13 protein-coding genes and 1 pseudogene are annotated in these 18,281 nt (G+C 71.8%); 11 read left to right on the forward strand and 3 right to left on the reverse strand.

Annotated features, from left to right (window positions below; genetic code table 11):
• The first annotated feature begins 63 nt into the window (after nt 1-63).
• Nucleotides 64-792, forward strand: a complete 729-nt coding sequence (locus ACZ4LX_RS34820) for a response regulator transcription factor (protein ID WP_467650655.1) — start codon at nt 64-66, stop codon at nt 790-792.
• On the forward strand, nt 789-2,243 hold the full coding sequence (locus ACZ4LX_RS34825) for a sensor histidine kinase (RefSeq protein WP_467650656.1): 1,455 nt from the start codon (nt 789-791) through the stop codon (nt 2,241-2,243). Before ACZ4LX_RS34820 ends, ACZ4LX_RS34825 begins: the two co-directional genes overlap by 4 nt.
• A gap of 153 nt (nt 2,244-2,396) precedes the next feature.
• Here ACZ4LX_RS34825 and ACZ4LX_RS34830 read toward each other — a convergent pair whose 3' ends face one another.
• Entirely contained in the window at nt 2,397-3,860 is a 1,464-nt protein-coding gene (locus ACZ4LX_RS34830; RefSeq protein WP_467650657.1) for a hypothetical protein, read from the reverse strand.
• Nucleotides 3,861-4,912: 1,052 nt separating this feature from the next.
• On the opposite strand from ACZ4LX_RS34830, the gene ACZ4LX_RS34835 reads away from it, so the two are divergent.
• From ACZ4LX_RS34835 to ACZ4LX_RS34850, 4 genes and pseudogenes are all read left to right on the forward strand, one after another.
• Complete coding sequence (locus tag ACZ4LX_RS34835; protein ID WP_467650658.1) at nt 4,913-5,362, forward strand: hypothetical protein; 450 nt, start codon at nt 4,913-4,915, stop codon at nt 5,360-5,362.
• Nucleotides 5,362-6,045, forward strand: coding sequence for an O-methyltransferase (locus tag ACZ4LX_RS34840; protein WP_467650659.1), 684 nt, complete (start codon nt 5,362-5,364; stop codon nt 6,043-6,045). Before ACZ4LX_RS34835 ends, ACZ4LX_RS34840 begins: the two co-directional genes overlap by 1 nt.
• Complete coding sequence (locus tag ACZ4LX_RS34845; protein ID WP_467650660.1) at nt 6,042-7,064, forward strand: methyltransferase; 1,023 nt, start codon at nt 6,042-6,044, stop codon at nt 7,062-7,064. The genes ACZ4LX_RS34840 and ACZ4LX_RS34845 overlap by 4 nt, the downstream gene beginning before the upstream one ends.
• Nucleotides 7,065-7,167: 103 nt before the next feature.
• Nucleotides 7,168-8,328: pseudogene (locus ACZ4LX_RS34850) on the forward strand (tryptophanase); the annotation flags it as partial.
• A gap of 303 nt (nt 8,329-8,631) precedes the next feature.
• On the opposite strand, the gene ACZ4LX_RS34855 reads toward ACZ4LX_RS34850, so the two are convergent.
• Entirely contained in the window at nt 8,632-9,525 is an 894-nt protein-coding gene (locus tag ACZ4LX_RS34855) for a phosphatidylinositol-specific phospholipase C (protein ID WP_467650661.1), read from the reverse strand.
• Nucleotides 9,526-9,728: 203 nt separating this feature from the next.
• Nucleotides 9,729-11,600, reverse strand: a complete 1,872-nt coding sequence (locus ACZ4LX_RS34860; protein WP_467650662.1) for a bifunctional metallophosphatase/5'-nucleotidase — start codon at nt 11,598-11,600, stop codon at nt 9,729-9,731.
• A 952-nt stretch (nt 11,601-12,552) separates the two neighbouring features.
• Here ACZ4LX_RS34860 and mshD point away from each other — a divergent pair.
• The 5 genes from mshD to ACZ4LX_RS34885 all read left to right on the forward strand — a co-directional run bounded on the left by mshD (nt 12,553) and on the right by ACZ4LX_RS34885 (nt 18,193).
• Nucleotides 12,553-13,491 (forward strand): mycothiol synthase, encoded by a 939-nt coding sequence (gene mshD, locus ACZ4LX_RS34865; protein ID WP_467651870.1) that lies wholly within the window; start codon nt 12,553-12,555, stop codon nt 13,489-13,491.
• Between the two features lie 54 nt (nt 13,492-13,545).
• Complete coding sequence (locus ACZ4LX_RS34870) at nt 13,546-14,229, forward strand: ABC transporter permease (RefSeq protein ID WP_467651868.1); 684 nt, start codon at nt 13,546-13,548, stop codon at nt 14,227-14,229.
• Between the two features lie 250 nt (nt 14,230-14,479).
• Nucleotides 14,480-16,723, forward strand: a complete 2,244-nt coding sequence (locus ACZ4LX_RS34875) for an RNA degradosome polyphosphate kinase (protein ID WP_467651866.1) — start codon at nt 14,480-14,482, stop codon at nt 16,721-16,723.
• Nucleotides 16,710-17,708 (forward strand): CHAD domain-containing protein, encoded by a 999-nt coding sequence (locus tag ACZ4LX_RS34880; RefSeq protein WP_467651864.1) that lies wholly within the window; start codon nt 16,710-16,712, stop codon nt 17,706-17,708. Before ACZ4LX_RS34875 ends, ACZ4LX_RS34880 begins: the two co-directional genes overlap by 14 nt.
• Nucleotides 17,705-18,193 carry an NUDIX hydrolase gene (locus ACZ4LX_RS34885; RefSeq protein ID WP_467651862.1) on the forward strand — a complete coding sequence of 163 codons (489 nt, stop codon included), beginning with the start codon at nt 17,705-17,707 and terminating at the stop codon, nt 18,191-18,193. The genes ACZ4LX_RS34880 and ACZ4LX_RS34885 overlap by 4 nt, the downstream gene beginning before the upstream one ends.
• Nucleotides 18,194-18,281: the final 88 nt, after the last annotated feature.

Raw genomic sequence — 18,281 nt, forward strand, 5'->3', positions numbered from 1 at the left:
CGTGCGAGGCTGAGAAGCCAGTGGCCCCGGCCCCGTACGGAACGAGAAGAGGACGAAGCAGCGATGAGCCCCGCCGAAGACGATCCCCAGCGCATCCTGATCGTCGACGACGAGCCCGCCGTGCGCGAGGCGCTTCAGCGCAGCCTCGCGTTCGAGGGGTACGGCACCGAGGTCGCCGTCGACGGCCTCGACGCCCTCACGAAGGCGGAGTCGTACGACCCCGACCTCATCGTCCTCGACATCCAGATGCCCCGGATGGACGGGCTGACCGCGGCCCGCCGCATCCGGGCCACGGGCACCACCACCCCCATCCTGATGCTCACCGCCCGCGACACCGTCGGCGACCGCGTCACCGGACTCGACGCGGGCGCCGACGACTACCTGGTCAAGCCCTTCGAACTGGACGAGCTCTTCGCCCGTATCCGCGCCCTGCTGCGCCGCAGCTCGTACGCGGCCACGGCAGGCCCCGTCCCCGACGACAACGTGCTGGCCTTCGCCGACCTGCGCATGGACCTCGCGACCCGTGAGGTCATGCGCGGCACCCGGCACGTGGAGCTGACCCGTACCGAGTTCACGCTGCTGGAGATGTTCCTGGCGCACCCGCGCCAGGTACTGACCCGTGAGCAGATCCTCAAGGCGGTCTGGGGCTTCGACTTCGAGCCGAGCTCCAACTCCCTGGACGTGTACGTGATGTACCTGCGCCGCAAGACCGAGGCGGGCGGCGAGCCGCGCCTGGTCCACACCGTCCGGGGTGTGGGGTACGCGCTGCGCTCCGGCGGGGGCGAGGGATGACCGGCCCGCTCCGGCGCATCCGCGCCCTGCCGCTGCGCTCCCGGCTGGCGCTGCTGGTCGCGACGGCGGTCGCGGTGGCGGTGGCCGCGGTGGCGGTGGCGTGCTGGTTCGTGGCCAGGGCGCAGCTGGAGCAGCAGCAGGACACCTCGCTGCGCAATACGACGGTGGACGAGGTCTACCTCACCTCCCTGTACGGGTCCTGCGTGGAGACCGGCAGGCAACTGCCCCGTACCGACTCCGGACTCACGGTCCAGCTCATCGACGCCCAGGGCACGGTCTGCGCCGACCCGGATTCGCCCAAGCTCCCGGTGACCGGGTCCGACCTCGCCGTGGTCAACCGCGAGCAGCCCACGGCGCTGCACTCGGTGACCGATGCGGACGGCGTGCGGATGCGCGTCTTCACGCGGCCCGCCGTGGTCAAACAGCCCGGCCAGCCGCCCCTGGAACTCGGTGTCTCCTTCGCCCGCCCCCTGAGCGAGATCGACAAACCCCTCACCACCCTCGCCTGGGTCCTCCTCCTCGTCTCCGGCATCGGTGCCGTCGCCGCCGGCGCCGCCGGACTCTGGGTCGCCCGCTCCGGCCTGCGTCCCGTCGACGAACTCACCGAGGCCGTGGAGCACGTCGCCCGCACCGAGGACCTCACCGTCCGCATCCCGGTCGAGGGCGAGGACGAGATCGCCCGCCTCTCCCGCTCGTTCAACTCGATGACCGCGTCCCTGGCCACGTCCCGTGACCGCCAGGCCCAGCTGATCGCCGACGCGGGCCATGAACTGCGCACTCCCCTGACCTCGCTCCGCACCAACATCGAGCTCCTCGCCCGCAGCGACGAGACCGGCCGGGCGATCCCGCCGGACGACCGCAGGGCGCTGATGAACTCGGTGAAGGCGCAGATGACCGAGCTGGCCTCGCTCATCGGCGACCTCCAGGAACTGGCCCGGCCGGACGCCGCGCAGCCCGGCCCGCTCCAGGTCGTCGCGCTCCACGAGATCACCCGCACCGCCCTGCGACGCGCCCGTCTGCGCGGCCCGGAACTGACCATCACGGCGGAGCTCGCCCCCTGGTACGTACGGGCCGAACCGGCCGCCCTGGAGCGGGCGGTCGTCAACGTCCTGGACAACGCGGTGAAGTTCAGCCCGTCCCGCGGCACGATCGAGGTGGTGCTGCACCGGGGCGAGCTGACGGTCCGCGACCACGGCCCCGGCATCCCCGCCGACGAGCTCCCCCACGTCTTCGAACGCTTCTGGCGCTCCCCGTCCGCCCGTCAGCTCCCCGGCTCGGGCCTCGGCCTGTCGATCGTGGCGCGTACGGTCCAGCAGGCCGGCGGCGAGATCGCCCTGCGCCCGGCGGAGGGCGGCGGCACGGAGGCCTCGATCCGCCTTCCGGGGGCGCCGCAGCCCCCACCGGAGCCGGAGCCGCCGCCGGAGCCGCCGCGTGAGCCGCCGCGGGGGTGAGCCGGCGACGGACACACGGAACCCGCTCGCATCGCTCCAGGTGCCTCTGCCGCCGTGCGGGCCGGCCGGCGTGGGGACCTGTTCGGTACGGCGCCTGCCCCCTCGGCCCTCGGCCACCGAGGGCCGAGGGAGGTGGTCCGGCCCAATGCCGGGTCATTCGTGGCGGGCGGTGCCGGACTGTTGTACGGGCACGGCGGTGAATTGGGCGGCCTGGTCGAGGAGGGCGGCCACACCGGAGTGGCGGGTGTGGGGGCGGAGCCGTTGGCGCATGGCGGTGAGCCGTCGTTCGGCGTGGGTGGAGTGGAGGGTGGAGCAGGCGCCGAGGAAGGTCTGCCAGTGGGTGAGGGCCTCGTCGAGGTGGCCGTGGCGGAGGAGGGTTTCGGCGAGACGGGCCTGAGTGAGCACGGTGGCGCGGTGCTCGGTGGGGGCGCGGGTACGCACTGACACGGTCAGGGTGCTGATGGTGCCGGGGGTGTCGCCGAGCGTGGCGAAGGTTTGGGCGCGCTGGTAGTGCAGGGCGCCGGCCGGGTAGGCGGTGAAGGGGCCGGGCGGGGCGTCGGCCGTCCGCAGGTGGAGGTGTTCGGCCCGGCCGAGAGAGATCAGGGCGGCGCGTGGGTCGTGGTGGGCCTGGATGACGGCGAGGTGGGCGTGGGTGTAGGCGCCGACCGCGGGCGGGGCGTGCTGGGCGTGCTCGACCGCACGCTCGGCGAGGTGGAGAACAGCCGGGGCGTGGTGGCCGAGGTCGTGGGCATGGGTGGCCATGGTGCGCATCACGATGGCCAAGGTGGCGTGGTCCGAGGCCTGGGTGGCCAGGTGGGCAGCGGTGTGCTGGTAGTGCTGGGCTGCGGCATCATGCCCGCTGTCGGCGCACATGATGGCAAGGAGCAGCGTCAACTGGGCAATCGCACCGAGACGTTGACTGTGCACACGGTCGGCGGCGGGGGCGTTGAGCCAGGGGGCGGCGGCGTAGGCGAGGTAGGCCGCCAGGGCGGCACGGACCGGCCGGCCACCGTACTGGGCGGCGGCGTTCGCGAACATTCCGGCCATTCCCTGTAATTGGGCGGCCTCGGGCCGACGCCGACCGGCCCGGCCGGGTGCCGTCCCTTCCGGTGCTGCGGTCAGGATGCCGCGCGCTCCGGGGAGAGGCGGGAGCACGGGGAGAGGCGGAAGTGCGGGGAGGGGCGGGAGTACGGGGAGGGGCGGGAGTGCGGGGAGGGGCGGGAGTGCGGGGAGGGTGAGGGCGGCCAGGCTGAAGACTCCGGCGCCGAGGAGATGGCCGCGGGCGGGGTCGAGTTCGGCACGGGTGAGCTCGGCGAGGTGGCGTACGGGATCCCCCTCCCGGGGCAGGTCCATCACGCCGACGGGTGCGCGGGTGAGACCGGCTTCCCGCGCGGTGACACCCCTGCCCAGCTTTCGCGACAGCGCCTCCAGGAGGAAGGCCGGGGCAGGCGGCCTCGGCCGGGCTCCGGCCAGCCAGCGCGCCACCGAGGTGTGATCGCATGCCACGGAGCGTCCGTGCTCGGCGGCCACCTTACGTACCGCGCGGGCGAGTTCAGCCCTGCTGCACCCGGCGGCTTCCACCAGGCCACGCAGGCGATCGTTGGGCACACGGGGCATAGCCCCTCCTCTCCACGCCGTTTCGGCCGACCGAGGCCCGACTTGGGTTTCACAAACACACAAGGTTATGTGGTGTACACGACACCCACCGCTCCGATCATCTGTGCGGCCTTACCCAGAGGTGGTGCACTGCCTGTACCCGGCGTACGCCCCGGTGAAAGCAGCAGGAAACACGCCCGGTAGCAACCGGCCCTGCGCGCCCGCAGCCTGGGAGGAGGCCTATGTCCGTGGAACAGAGGGCACCTGACCAGGTCTCCGCCCGTCCGCACCCGCGCCTCGGCGAAGCCGCCTGTGTACCCCCTCCGCACCACCCCTCCACCGGTCGCATGTACTCCGGCGACGTGTCCGTTCCGAGTCGCCCCGGTCGGGCGTCTGTTCCCCGGCGCGGTCGGAACGCGGCGCAGCACCTCTCCCGCCCCCGGGGGAAGTGAAGTGCCGGTCGAGGGCGGTCCGGTGGGAGCGGGGACGTGGCGTCTCCTGTTGCCGTACGTGGATGCGGGGCCCTCGCACACGAGGTGCGGGCCCTCGTGTCCCGTGATCCGTGGCGGCCTGGTGCGGGTGCCGGAGGGGGGCACGCCGGCGCGGGCGGCCGCGCCCGAATCTCCCCTGGAGATGTGTGAGCCGCCCGCCCGCGCGGCCGATCTGGCCTGGTACCGATGGGTCGTGGGCCATCAGGCCACGTTCCTGGAGTGGTGGCTGCTGCGCGGGGTGCTGACGCGGACGGCGCCGGTGCCCGCCGACGCCGCCGTCGCCCCTGATGCCACCGATATCGCCGCTCCTGCTGATTCCACTGATGCTGCTGATTCTGTTGATGCCGCTGATTTCACTGATGCTGCTGATTCTGCTGATGACCTCGTGGCGCTGCTGGACCTGTACTCCGTCCTGCTGCTGTACGCGGGCAGCTGCCCGCCCGAGCTGTACCAGCGGGAGATCCGGACGCGGATGGCCCGGGCGCATCCGGCGTTCAGCGGGGAATGGGCCCGCGACCACCGAGGCCTGCCGCAGCTCCTCAAGCGGGCGGCGGACACCGGTCCGCCAGGGTGGCACGGGCCGTGCGACGCAACCACCGGGTGCACAACGCGGTCGCCGCGCAGTTGGTCCCCGAGGGCGTCTCGCTGCTCCAGCGGACCGGCCGGGACGCGGGAGCCGAGCCCGGACAGGACGAACTCGGCCTGTACGACCGCTTCTTCCTGAGCAGCAGAGCCCCTGTGTGCGCACACGTGCTGGAGGCACAACTGCTGCACCGACTGCTGACGATCATCGCGGACCTGGAACGCAGCGGGCTCTGCTACCGCGGCACGTCCACCTCCTCGGCTGCTCCGGGGGGATTCCGGGCGGAGATCGCGGAACTGGAACAGACCGCGCTGCCCCGGTTGCGGCGTCAGGCCGCCCGGCTCGCCGCCTCAGCCGGGAACCACGTCCCGCCGCCCACCCCGGCCGGCCCTCAGGGGCTGCCGATCCGGCGGAGTCCGTACCGCTCACGTCGAACGACGGAGGTGTGATGAAACTGGTCAAGGATGTCGAACTGACCGCTGAACTACGCCAGTACATGGTCGGCCACGGCACGCCACCCGACCCGGTCGCCCAGGAGCTGATCGAGCGGACCCATGGGCTCGGGCAGGTCGCGGAGATGCAGATACCACCCGAGCAGGGCGCCCTGCTCACCCTGCTGGCCCGGCTGCTGGAGGCCCGGCTGGTGGTGGAGGTCGGCACCTTCACCGGCTACTCCACGCTGTGCCTGGCGCGCGGGGTGGTGCCGGGCGGGAGGGCGATGACCTGCGACCTGAACAAGGAGTGGACGGACATCGCCCGCGAAGCGTGGCAGCGGGCCGGGGTGGCCGACCGCATCGGACTGCGTGTGGGACCGGCGGCCGAGACGCTCGACTCGCTGCCCGAGGAGCCCGGCGTGGACCTGGTGTTCATCGACGCCGACAAGGCCGGTTACATCGGCTACTGGGAGCAGCTGGTGCCCCGGCTGCGCCCCGGCGGGCCGATCGTGGCCGACAACGTCTTCTGCGGCGGGGCCGTGGTGGACACCGACGCGGTGGGCAACACCGCCGCGATCCGCGCCTTCAACGACCACGCCCAAGCCGACGCCCGCATGGAGCTGGTCATGCTGCCCATCGCCGACGGCATCACCCTGGCACGCAGACTCCCCGCCCCTATGGACGGAGGCACGTCATGAACGAGCGGACCACCCCGGTGCCGCTGATGGAACTCACCTCGGGCGTCTATGCCTTCAAGGCGCTGGCCCTGGCGACCGAGCTGGGGCTGTTCACCGACCTGTCCGACGGGCGCTCGGCAACGGCCGCGGCCTTCGCCGGGCGGCACGGTCTCCAGCCCCGGCCGGCCGAGCTGCTGCTCACCGCGTGCACGGCACTGGGTCTGCTGCACCTGGATGCCGAGGGCAGATACCGCAATACGCCCATGTCCGAGGAGTACCTGGTCAAGGGCAGGCCGTACTACTTCGGTGGCTGGATCACGGTCGTGGACCGCCACGAGTACCCGGCCTACCTCAAGCTGGCGGACTCGCTGCGCGGCAACCACCCCACCACCTGGGACCCCGAGCGTCAGGAGTCGCTGTTCGCGCCGGACGACCCGGTGATGACCGAGCACTTCTGGGAGGGCATGCACTCCCTGTCCGCCTACACCGCCCGGCTCCTCGCCGGGGCCCTGGACTTCGGCGGGACCAGCCGTCTGCTCGATGTCGGCGGCGGGGGCGCCGCCTTCGACATCGAACTGTGCCGCCGCTGGCCGCACCTGCACGCGACCGTCTTCGACCTGTCCTTCGTCTGCGATCTCACACGGCCCCGGGTCGCCTCGGCCGAACTGGAGGACCGCATCACCTTCGCAGTCGGCGACTTCTTCACCGACCCCCTGCCGGCCGGGCACGACGCCGTGCTGCTGTCCAACATCCTGCACGACTGGGGCGAGGACGACGTAAAGAAGATCCTCGGCGTCTGCGCCGAGGCCCTGGCGCCGGGCGGACAGCTGCTGATCTGCGAGTCCTTCGCCGACGACGACAAACAGGGTCCACCGCCGGCGGCGCTGATGAGCCTGAACATGCTCGTGGAGACCTGGGGCCGGAACTACACCGCCGCCGAGTACTCCGCCTGGCTGCGCGCGGCGGGTCTGGAGCCCGAGGGCGTCACCCGCTTCGACGGTCCGGGTGCCAACGGCGTCCTGGTCGCCCGCAAGCCCTGAGTCCCCTCCCCGGCCCGGCCGGACACGCCCGGGCCCGTTCCCCGTTCCCGGATCCAAGGAGAAGTCCATGCCACGCCATCCGGCAGAGCCCTGGCGCGTCAAGATGGTCGAACCCCTGCCGATCACCACCCGCGAGCAGCGGCAGCGTGCTCTTCAGGAGGCCGGTCACAACATCAGTCTGCTGCGCTCCGAGGACGTGACCATCGACCTCTACACCGACTCGGGCAGCAACGCCATGTCCGACCGTCAGTGGGCGGCGATGCTGACCGGCGACGAGGCCTACGCCGGATCCCGCAGCTTCCACCGCCTCCAGGCCGCGGTCCGCGAGTACTACGGCTACGAGCACCTCATCCCCACCCATCAGGGCCGGGGAGCGGAGAACATCCTCTCCCGCACCCTGATCCGCCCCGGCCACCACGTCCCGGGCAACATGTACTTCACCACCACCCGCGCGCACCAGGAACTCAACGGCGCGACCTTCCACGACGTGATCATCGACGAGGCCCACGACCCGGCCTGCGAGCACCCCTTCAAGGGAAATGTCGACCTGGCGAAGCTTGAGCGGCTCATCGGCGACGTCGGGCCGGAGAACATCCCGTACGTCTCCATCGCGGCCACCGTCAACATGGCCGGCGGGCAGCCGATCAGCCTGGCCAACCTCACCCGGGTCCGCGAACTCGCGCACCGCCACGGCATCCTCGTCATCCTCGACGCCGCCCGCGCCGTGGAGAACGCCTACTTCATCAAACAGCGCGAGCAGGCCTGGCAGGAGCACAGCGTGGCCGCCATCCTCCGCGAGATCTGCGCCCGCACCGACGGCGCCGCCATGTCCGCGAAGAAGGACAGCTACGCCAACATCGGCGGCTGGCTGGCCCTGCGCGACGCACGCCTGGCCGAACGGGCCCGCAGCCTCGTCGTCCTCTACGAGGGCCTGCACACCTACGGCGGCATGACCGGACGCGACATGGACGCCATCGCGGTCGGCATCGCCGAATCCGTCCAGGAGGACAACATCAAGGCCAGGGTCGACCAAGTCGCCTACCTCGGACAGCACATGACAGCTGCCGGGCTGCCGCTGGTCCAGCCCATCGGCGGCCACGCCGTGTGCGTCGACGCCGCTGCCACGCTGCCTCACATACCCCGCCAGGAGTTCCCCGCCCAGACCCTGGCGGCCGCCCTGTACCTCGACTCCGGAGTGCGCGCCGCCGAGCGCGGCGCCGTCTCCGCCGGACGCGACCGGGCCACCGGGCAGAACCGCTACCCCCGGCTCGAACTCATCCGCCTCACCATTCCCCGCCGCGTCTACACCCAAAGCCACATGACGTCGTCGCCGAAAGCGCCATCCGCGTACACGAGCAGCGCGACCGCCTCACCAGCGGCCTCGCCTTCACCCACGAGCCCGAGACCCTTCGCTTCTTCCAGGCCCGCTTCACGCCCACCACCCCCGGCACCCCACCGGATTCCGCGGGATAGACGCAGTGCGTGCCCGGCCCGGACGGCGGGCCGGGCACCCCGGACGGCAGGCTCCGCCGGAGTGGCCGACGATCCCCTGCCCCGGATCGGCGGCTCAGGCCGCCGGATTGTGCCGGATCAGCGACTCCACCAGCCCCGGCCGTGTCGCCGGGAAGTCCAGCGGGACGATGCCGAGACCGGTCCAGCCGGACGCTTCCGAGCTGTCGAGGAACGACTGGACCTGCGGGTTGAGCCGGTCCGCGTTCCCTCGGGGAGGCAACAGGGCGGCGGTCGATACGTAGTTCATGAAGAGCTTGCCCGGCTGCCCGGCCGCCTTGCGGAACTGGGCCTCGATCTTGGGGTACTTGGCGAACGGCTCCGCCATGTAGTCGTCCTGGATGTCGAAGAGCCCGGGATCGGCGTAACGCACGCCGGGCAGCCCGCCGTTGTCCGCGAGCAGCACGACCTTGCCACGTGCACCGCCGAGCGTCGGCAGGGCGGGATCGATGTGGAACAGCGGCCGCCAGCCCCTGTTGTCGAGGTAGTCGTCGAAGACCGCGCGGAACGCCGCGTCGCTCTCCTCCGAGTACTCCTGCTTGACCCGCATCAGCACCGTCTCCGCGGGGTGCGCCGCCAGGAAGTCCCAGCAGGCGCCGAGGACATCGCCGAACATCAGGTTCTGGTACGAGGCACCGTGATGGATCGCGAAGGAACCGCCGGTGATCCGGCACCGTACGTCGAGGAAGCGCAGCCCGCTGTTCAACTGCTCCGCGATCGTGGTGTTCTGGCACTCGGTCCACGGCCCGCCGTAGCGGGCGCCGGAGTCGTGCGAGCCGGGAATCGTCAGGCGCTGGAGCGCGGTGGAGTCCGCGATGCCGCTCATCCAGTCCTGCACGGTGCGTGCCTGCCGGGCCTCGGCGCGCGCGGGCGCCGTACCGACGAGGGCGGTGGCGGTGACGGCGAGCGCCCCGGCCAGGAAGTGTCTGCGGTTCGCGGTGTACGGACTCATGCGGGGGCGCCTCCGGGGTGCCGTGTGGGGGTCAGCGGTCAGATTATGACCGGTGCACGTCACCATGGACAGGGTGCCGATTGCCGCACGCACCGGGGCTCCGGCGGGTGCGGGCGTCCGACGCCCGCGACAATCGCCGCCCCGGCACACAGGTGGGGCGGCGAGCCACCGGCCCGCCGCCCCATCCCGCTCACTGCCCGGAGTTACTGAACGATCGTGATCCGGTCCGTCGCCGGCGGGGCCAGCGGCGCCTCGGCCGTGGAGTGCGCGGCCAGGTAGGCGTTGAACAGGTCCAGGTCGGAGGCACCGACCAGCTTGTCGGTGCCCGCGCCGAGCGCCGCGAAGCCGTCGCCGCCGCCCGCCAGGAACTCGTTCATCGCGACCCGGTAGGTCTTGGCCGGGTCGATCGGCTCACCGTTCAGCCTGATCGTGCCGGTGACCACGCGATCCGCACCGGCCTTCGTCATGTCCAGGGTGTAGGTCAGGCCCTCGGAGATCTGGAGGATCTTCGGGCTGGCCTCGTTGGAACCGCTGACCTGCTGCTGGAGCGCGGCCACCAGCTGCTCACCGGTCAGATCGACGACATTCATCATGTTGGTGAACGGCTGCACGGTGAACGCCTCCCCGTACGTCACCACGCCGTCGCCCTCGCTGCCCGACGCCTTGTGGACCAGGTCGGCACGGATGCCGCCCGGGTTCATGAAGGCGACGACCGCCCCGCCCTTGTCCGCCGGGGCCAGACCCTCCAGCTGCGCGTCCGCGATCAGATTGCCGAGCGGCTTCTCGGGGGCCGTGGAGCCGCGGCCGTTGATGTCGGCGGAGATCCAGCCCTGCGGCCGGTTCGCGATCGGCGCCGCGAGGGTGTTCCAGCGCGCGATCAGATCCGTCATGTCGGTGGCCTTGGCCTGGTCCCGGGTGACGACGTGGTTCACCGAGACCGGGTTCGCGGGCGCGGGGTGGTGCTTCGAGGACTTCGACGTGCCGGAGCCCTTCACCGCGGTGCGCACGATGTCCTTGGTGCGACGGTCGTACGTGAGCGTCGTGTCCGTGTACAGCTTGCCGAACGACGAGGCCGAGGTCACCAGGCGCGGGTTGCCCGCCGGGTCCGGGATCGTGCACACGTACGCCTGGTGGGTGTGGCCCGTGACCAGCGCGTCGACCTTCGGCGAGATGCCCTTGGCGATCTCCGTGATCGGCCCGGAGATGCCGTCACCGGCGCCCGGACTGTCGCAGTCGTAGTTGTACGAGGAGGAGGCCGGGGCGCCGCCCTCGTGGATCAGCGCCACGATGGACTTGACGCCCTGCCGGTCCAGCTCCTTGGCGTACTTGTTGACCGTCTCGATCTCGTCGTGGAACTTCAGGCCCTTGACGCCGTTGGCCGTCACGATGTTCGGCGTGCCCTCCAGGGTCACCCCGATGAAGCCGATCTTGACGCCGTTCTTCTTCCACACCGTGTACGGCTTGAGGATCGGCTTCCCGGTCTTCTCGTCCGTCACATTCGCGGCCAGGTAGGGGAAGTCGGCGCCCTTGAACTTCTTGCCCTGTTCGTAGCACCCCTCGACCGGGTGGCAGCCGCCGTTCTGGAGGCGGCTCAGCTCGGTGACGCCCTCGTCGAACTCGTGGTTGCCGACGCTCGTCACATCGAGGTCGATCTTGTTGAGCGCCTCGATGGTCGGCTCGTCGTGGAACAGGCCCGACAGCAGCGGGCTCGCCCCGACCATGTCGCCGCCGGCCGCGGTGATGGAGTACGGGTGGCCCTTGCGCGCCGCGCGCAGCGACGAGGCGAGGTACTCCACGCCGCCGGCCGGAACGGCCTTCGTCGTGCCGTCGGCCTGCGTCTCGGTGACCGATCCGGCCGAGCCGGCCGGCGGCTCCAGGTTGCCGTGCAGGTCGTTGAAGGACAGCAGCTGGACGTCGACGGTCCGGGCCGGCGTGTGGTGGCCGTGGCCCTTGCCGTGATCCTTGCCATGGGCGCCGGCCGGCATGGCGGCGACCAGTGCGCCGACGGTGGCCAGACCTGCTGCGGCGGCGAGCACCCGCCGGGACGCGCGGTTCTTCTGCGGTGTCGCTGACATCGATCCCCTTGTGAGCTCAGCGGGAGGTGTGAGGGTGGTCAAAAGTCCGAGGACTGCGTGCCGCAGCCTAGAGTCAACGCGCGTAGCGCGACAGATGTTTGGGGTTACGAACTGGTTGCCGACCGATCGGAACGGGGCCATTCACTCATATGGCGCACAATTGCGGCCAAACGGGGATCCGTGGTGCGGGGCCCTTGGGCGGGCGGCAGCGGGGGTCCTTGGCCTCGGGGGCCCCGTCTGTTGCCCCGGTCCGGGGCGGGGCCCTTGGGCGGGCGGCGGCGGGGGTCTTTGTCCTCGCCCCGGTCCGGGGCTGGGGTCTTTGTCCTCAATCGCCGGACGGGCTCGGTGCGTAGCCCTTGGGCGGGCGGCAGCGGGGGTCCTTGGCCTTGCCCCGGTCCGGGGCTGGGGGTTCCGTCCTCAATCGCCGGACGGGCTCGGTGCGGGTGCTCCGCGGGGTGCGTTCTGTCCGGTGGGTGGGGGTGGGGTCCCTCCGGGGCGTCTCCTCAGAAATGGCGTGTGCACCCGGCGACGCGGAGAAACCCGGGTCGTACGCCATTCCCTGCGGGGACTCCCCTGCACGCCCCCACCCAGACCCGTCGCGCGCCTGCACCCCGGTGGGACGACCCCGCAGACAAAGAGGGACGACGCCGGCCCTCCGGCTGATCGCAGACGCATGGCGGGCGGGTTCGGGGCCGTGCAGGGGAGTCGCCGCAGAACGACGAACATCGACCCGGGTCCCACCGCGTACCGGCGGAACGTTCGTCGTTCGAGGAGACGCCCCGGAGGGGCACCGGACCCCCACCCACCGGGACAAGGCGAACCCCGGTGGGGGACCCGCACCCCCCACGGGGCGACCCGCACACACCCAGCCCGTCCGGCGATTGAGGACGGAAACCCCCGCCCCGGACCGGGGCAACGGACAGGATCCCCACCCCGCCGTACGCTCGTAAGCATGACGACTGACGTACCCCTCCCCGCCCCCGGACGCGAGATCCAGACGCTCGACATCCTCTCCCCCGACCAGGCGGCCGCCGTCTCCGGGCTGCTCGCCGAGGCCGCGCGGTCCGATGGCCGGCAGGCCGTGTCCGAGCAGGGCCGGCTGCAGCTGCGGGGCGGACACCGGGAAGGCGTGCGGCATTTCCTGCTGACCGCCGGAGGCGTGCTGGTCGGGTACGCGCAGCTGGAGGACACCGACCCCGTCGAGGCACCGGCCGCCGAGCTGGTCGTGCACCCCTCGCACCGAGGACACGGCCACGGGCGGGCGCTCGGGGCGGCCCTGCTCGCCGCGACCGGCAAGCGGCTACGGGTCTGGGCACACGGCGGGAAGTCCGCGGCGCGGCACCTCGCGCAGGTGCTCGGCCTCTCGCTCTTCCGGGAACTGCGCCAGCTGCGGCGCCCGTTGAGCCCGCTGAACATCGCGGAGCCGACGCTGCCTCCGGGCGTCACCGTCCGCACCTTCGTGCCGGGCCAGGACGACGCGGCCTGGCTCGCCGTGAACAGCGCCGCCTTCGCCCACCACCCCGAGCAGGGCTCGCTGACCCAGCGCGACCTGGACGACCGCAAGGCCGAGGCATGGTTCGACCCGAAGGGGTTCTTCCTCGCCGAGCGCGGAACGGACAACGGCGGCTCCGAACTGATCGGCTTCCACTGGACGAAGGTGCACGCCGAGGAGCAGCTCGGCGAGGTGTACGTGGTCGGCATCCGGCCCGACGCACAGGGCGGCGGCCTGGGCAAGGCGCTGACCGCGATCGGGCTGCGCCACCTCGCCTCGGAGGGGCTGCCCACCGCGATGCTCTACGTCGACGCGGACAACACGGCGGCCGTGGCCGTCTACGAGCGGATGGGCTTCACCACCCACGAGGTCGACCTGATGTACCGCACGGAGTCCTGAGCCTTCATCAACCTCCGCAGGGGCGGCGTCGCTTGACGCCGCCCCTTCATCGGCGTGTTCGTCGCAGGTCCGCTGATCGCCCGCGAGCTGGAGAACGGCACGTTCCGGTTCGTCTGGGCCCAGTCGGTGTCACCCGGCCAGTGGCTGGCCGCCCGGCTCGCCCTGCCCATGGTCCTCGTGGCCGCCGGGACGACCCTTCTGGTCCTCGTCTACCGATGGGGTCTGTCGGACATCCGGAAGAACGCGTACGCCAGCGAGCTCGACTGGTACGAGAGCGGCGTCTTCCCCGCCGTGGGACCGGCCGCGGTCGCCTACGCCCTGCTGGCCGTGGCCGTCGGCGCCCTGTGCGCCGTCCTCGTACGCCGCACTCTCCTGTCCATGAGCCTCACCGCCCTCCTTCTGGGCGCGGTCATGCTGGGCTTCGGCAAACGCCGCTACGAGCTCTGGCCGACCACCCGCTTCCTCGGCAGGGACCGTCCCACGGGCACCCCCTGGCACATCGAGTCGGGCATGCTCACCCCCTCCGGCAAGGAGATCTACTGGGCGGACTGCTGGAACGCGGGCCGCGTCAACCCCGAGGACCCCGCGAGCTGCCTGCGCGACCAGGGCGGAGTCACCGACTACCACCCCGCCTCGCACTTCTGGCCGCTCCAGCTCGTCGAGACCGGCATCCTGCTGGTTCTGACCGCCGCCGCCGTCGCCCTCGCCTTCCGCGTCCTGCGCCGCCGCCACGCCTGACCGGACCGGCACCACGCGGCCGTGCCCGGGGGCCCACCGCCCCCGGGCACGGCCACACACCGCTTCCTGCATGTCATGTCGCCGTTACCGGGCATTCAGACGCCCTTGGGACCCTCTCAGGATGCAGCCAGCTGTGCCGACCCCCCGCAACGGGAGAAATCCCGGCAGAGAGCGCGCCGACCGCTCGATCTCCGCGATCTCATCCCCCTCCGACGCGCCCTCCGGGCACTCCGCGCGGAAGAATGGGCTCATGAGCCAGCAGCCCAGCTCCGAGGTTCCGGTCCAGCCGTCCGTCGGCTCCCTCGCCGCACACCGGCCGCACGCCGTCGCCACCCCGTCGTCCTCCCACGCCGCCCTGTCCACCTCGGCCGACCTGGACCCCGACATCGATGCCGACGTCGACGCGTACGAACCCGATGGAGACGGGGACGAGCTGCCGCAGGGCCGGTTCCTCGACCGCGAACGCAGTTGGCTCGCGTTCAACGAACGCGTGCTGGAACTGGCCGAGGACCCGGCGACGCCCCTCCTCGAACGGGCTAATTTCCTCGCCATCTTCGCCTCGAACCTGGACGAGTTCTTCATGGTCCGGGTGGCGGGCCTGAAACGCCGCATCGCGACCGGTGTGGCCACCCGGTCCGCCTCCGGCCTCCAGCCCCGCGAGGTCCTCGACCTGATCTGGACCCGCTCGCGCGAACTCATGGCCCGGCACGCCGCCTGCTACCAGCAGGACGTCGCGCCCGCCCTGTCCGACGAAGGCATCCAGCTGATCCGCTGGCCCGAGCTGACCGAGAAGGAACAGGCCCGGCTCTTCACCTTCTTCCGCCAGCGCGTCTTCCCCGTGCTCACCCCCCTCGCTGTCGACCCGGCGCACCCCTTCCCGTACATCTCCGGCCTCTCGCTCAACCTCGCCGTCGTCGTACGCAACCCGGTCAGCGGCCACCGCCACTTCGCCCGGGTCAAGGTGCCGCCGCTGCTGACACGCTTCCTGGAGGCCTCGCCGCAGCGTTACGTCCCCATCGAGGACGTCATCGCCGCCCATCTGGAAGAGCTCTTCCCGGGCATGGAGGTGCTCGCGCACCACATGTTCCGGGTCACCAGGAACGAGGACCTGGAGGTCGAGGAGGACGACGCGGAGAATCTGCTCCAGGCCCTGGAGAAGGAGCTCATGCGGCGCCGCTTCGGCCCGCCGGTCCGCCTGGAGGTCGAGGAGTCCATCGACCCGTACGTGCTGGACCTGCTGGTCCGCGAGCTGAAGGTGTCCGACGCGGAGGTCTACCCGCTGCCCGGACCGCTCGACCTCACCGGACTGTTCGGCATAGCGTCGCTGGACCGGCCCGAGCTGAAGTTCCCCAAGTTCATCGCCGGCACCCACCGCGACCTCGCCGAGGTGGAGTCCGCGTCCGCGCCCGACATCTTCGCCGCACTGCGCGAACGCGACGTACTGCTGCACCACCCCTACGACTCCTTCTCCACCTCCGTCCAGGCCTTCCTGGAACAGGCGGCCGGCGACCCGGACGTCCTCGCGATCAAGCAGACGCTGTACCGGACGTCGGGCGACTCCCCGATCGTGGACGCCCTCATCGACGCCGCGGAGTCCGGCAAGCAGGTCCTCGTACTCGTGGAGATCAAGGCCCGCTTCGACGAGCAGGCCAACATCAAGTGGGCGCGGAAGCTGGAGGAGGCGGGCTGCCACGTCGTCTACGGGCTCGTCGGCCTGAAGACGCACTGCAAGCTCTCGCTCGTCGTCCGCCAGGAGGGCGACACGCTGCGCCGCTACTCGCACGTCGGCACGGGCAACTACCACCCCAAGACGGCCAGGCTCTACGAGGACCTCGGCCTGCTCACCGCCGACCCACAGGTCGGCGCGGACCTCTCCGACCTCTTCAACCGGCTCTCCGGCTACTCGCGCCGCGAAACCTACCGGCGGCTCCTCGTCGCCCCGAAGTCGCTGCGCGACGGACTGATCGTCCGGATCAACAAGGAGATAACCCACCAGCGGGCCGGCCGCCCCGCCTACGTACGCATCAAGGTCAACTCGATGGTCGACGAGGCGATCATCGACGCCTGCTACCGGGCCGCGCAGGCCGGCGTCCCGGTCGACATCTGGGTCCGCGGCATCTGCGCGATCCGCCCCGGCGTCACCGGCCTCTCCGAGAACATCCGGGTCCGCTCCGTCCTGGGCCGCTTCCTCGAACACTCCCGGGTCTTCTCGTTCGGCAACGGCGGCGAGCCCGAGGTCTGGTTCGGCAGCGCCGACATGATGCACCGCAACCTCGACCGCCGCATCGAAGCCCTGGTCCGGGTCACCGACCCCGCACACCGGGCCGCACTCAGCCGGCTCCTGGAGACCGGCATGGCCGACACCACCTCCTCCTGGCATCTGGGCCCCGACGGGAACTGGACCCGGCACGCCACGGACGCGGAGGGCCGCCCGCTGCGGCACGTACAGGAAATGCTCATTGACGCCCGGAGGCGCCGGCGTGCGACGCCCTGACCATCAGACACAGGCGGACGTGACCGCGGGGGCGGTGCTCGCACCGTATCTGCGGGACCGGGCCGCGGACTTCCTGCGCAGCCTGCGTCTGCACCGCGAGAACAGTGCCCCCGGCGACGCCGGACCCCAGGCAGCCGATCAGGCCGCCTGGGCGCTGCGCCGCTCGTCCCGCCGCATCAGCGGCACCCTGCACACCTTCCGGACGGCGCTCGACCCGCTCTGGGCCGAGCAGCTGCGCACCGAGCTCGCCTGGCTCTCCGGCACGCTCGCCCGCGAGCACGCGTACGCGGACCGGCTGACCCGGCTCCTCGAAGCGCTGCACGGGCTGTCCGGGGCATCGCTCCCGGCGGCACGGGCCGAGGCCGGAGCCACCGCCACGACCGCCGGCAAGGAACGCGCCGTCCTCGGCGTCGGAGCGGCACGCGCCGGCGCGCTGCTGGAACGGCAGCTGACCCTCGCCCGGACCCGCGCCCACTCCGCGGCGCTCCAGGCACTCGGCTCCGCGCGCTTCCACGCCGTGGCCGACGCGGTCGCGCTGCTCGCCTCCGAGGTCCCGCTCTCCGCCGAGGCCGCCGAACCCGCGGGTGAGCTGCTGCGCGAGCCCGCCGACCGGGCGGAGCAACGGCTGCTCGGCGCCGTCGCGGCGCTCCCCTCCGACGAGAGGGCGGAGCCGTACAACGAGGCGCACGACGCGCCCTGGCACCAGACCCGCCTGCTGCTGCGCCTGCACCGGTACGCCCACGAGGTGGTGCGGGGCGCCCCCGATCCGGTCCTGGCCGGCCCGGGGCACGCGCTCGACCTGCACCGGGACGCGGCGGAGGCGGCCGCCGCGGCGTCCGCGGCGGCCCGCACCCCTCGCATCGCGCCGACCACCGCGTACGCCCTGGGGGTGCTCCACGCCGACCAGCGCCACGGGGTGGAGGCGGCACGGTCGGTCTTCCGGGAGAGCTGGCCGTACGCGACGGCGACGGCGGTCCGGCCATGACCCGGACGGCGAACGGCACCGTGCGGGCGGCGGGCTGCGTGCTGTGGCGCCGTCCGCCCGCGCCCGTCGACTGGGGCGGGGGCGCGGGCGGATCCGGCGGCGCGTCCGGCGGCCGGGGCGCGTCCGGCGGCCAAGGCGTGGAGCTCTGTCTCGTACACCGTCCGCGCTATGACGACTGGTCGTTCCCGAAGGGCAAGCTCAAGCGCGGAGAGTCCCCGCGGGACGCGGCCCTGCGCGAGGTCCTGGAGGAGACGGGCCACCACTGCGTGCCGGGTGCGGTGCTGCCCACGGTCCGGTACGTCGCGAACGGCCGGCCGAAAGAGGTCACCTACTGGTCCGCCGAGGCCACGGCGGGCACCTTCGTACCGAACAGCGAGGTGGACGGCGTGCTGTGGCTGCCGCCGACGGCCGCCCGGGCCCGGCTGACCCGGCCCCGTGACCGCGATCTGCTGGACTCGGCCCTGCGGGTGCTGCCGGCCGTCTAGGTGTACTGACCCGTGAGGTTGGGGACACGGCTGGCGGGTGGTTGGCCCTTGAGCGCGGTGTGTCCGCGGTGGTGATTGTAGGTGTGGA

This window comes from Streptomyces sp. NPDC026062 (assembly GCF_055568375.1).

Excerpts from the sequence above, each read along its gene's own strand:
- ACZ4LX_RS34875 (WP_467651866.1), top strand. The coding sequence starts at position 14,480 with ATGAGCCAGCAGCCCAGCTCCGAGGTTCCGGTCCAGCCGTCCGTCGGC.
- ACZ4LX_RS34855 (WP_467650661.1), bottom strand. The coding sequence starts at position 9,525 with ATGAGTCCGTACACCGCGAACCGCAGACACTTCCTGGCCGGGGCGCTC.
- ACZ4LX_RS34825 (WP_467650656.1), top strand. The coding sequence starts at position 789 with ATGACCGGCCCGCTCCGGCGCATCCGCGCCCTGCCGCTGCGCTCCCGG.
- mshD (WP_467651870.1), top strand. The coding sequence starts at position 12,553 with ATGACGACTGACGTACCCCTCCCCGCCCCCGGACGCGAGATCCAGACG.
- ACZ4LX_RS34885 (WP_467651862.1), top strand. The coding sequence starts at position 17,705 with ATGACCCGGACGGCGAACGGCACCGTGCGGGCGGCGGGCTGCGTGCTG.
- ACZ4LX_RS34830 (WP_467650657.1), bottom strand. The coding sequence starts at position 3,860 with ATGCCCCGTGTGCCCAACGATCGCCTGCGTGGCCTGGTGGAAGCCGCC.
- ACZ4LX_RS34845 (WP_467650660.1), top strand. The coding sequence starts at position 6,042 with ATGAACGAGCGGACCACCCCGGTGCCGCTGATGGAACTCACCTCGGGC.
- ACZ4LX_RS34820 (WP_467650655.1), top strand. The coding sequence starts at position 64 with ATGAGCCCCGCCGAAGACGATCCCCAGCGCATCCTGATCGTCGACGAC.
- ACZ4LX_RS34860 (WP_467650662.1), bottom strand. The coding sequence starts at position 11,600 with ATGTCAGCGACACCGCAGAAGAACCGCGCGTCCCGGCGGGTGCTCGCC.
- ACZ4LX_RS34840 (WP_467650659.1), top strand. The coding sequence starts at position 5,362 with ATGAAACTGGTCAAGGATGTCGAACTGACCGCTGAACTACGCCAGTAC.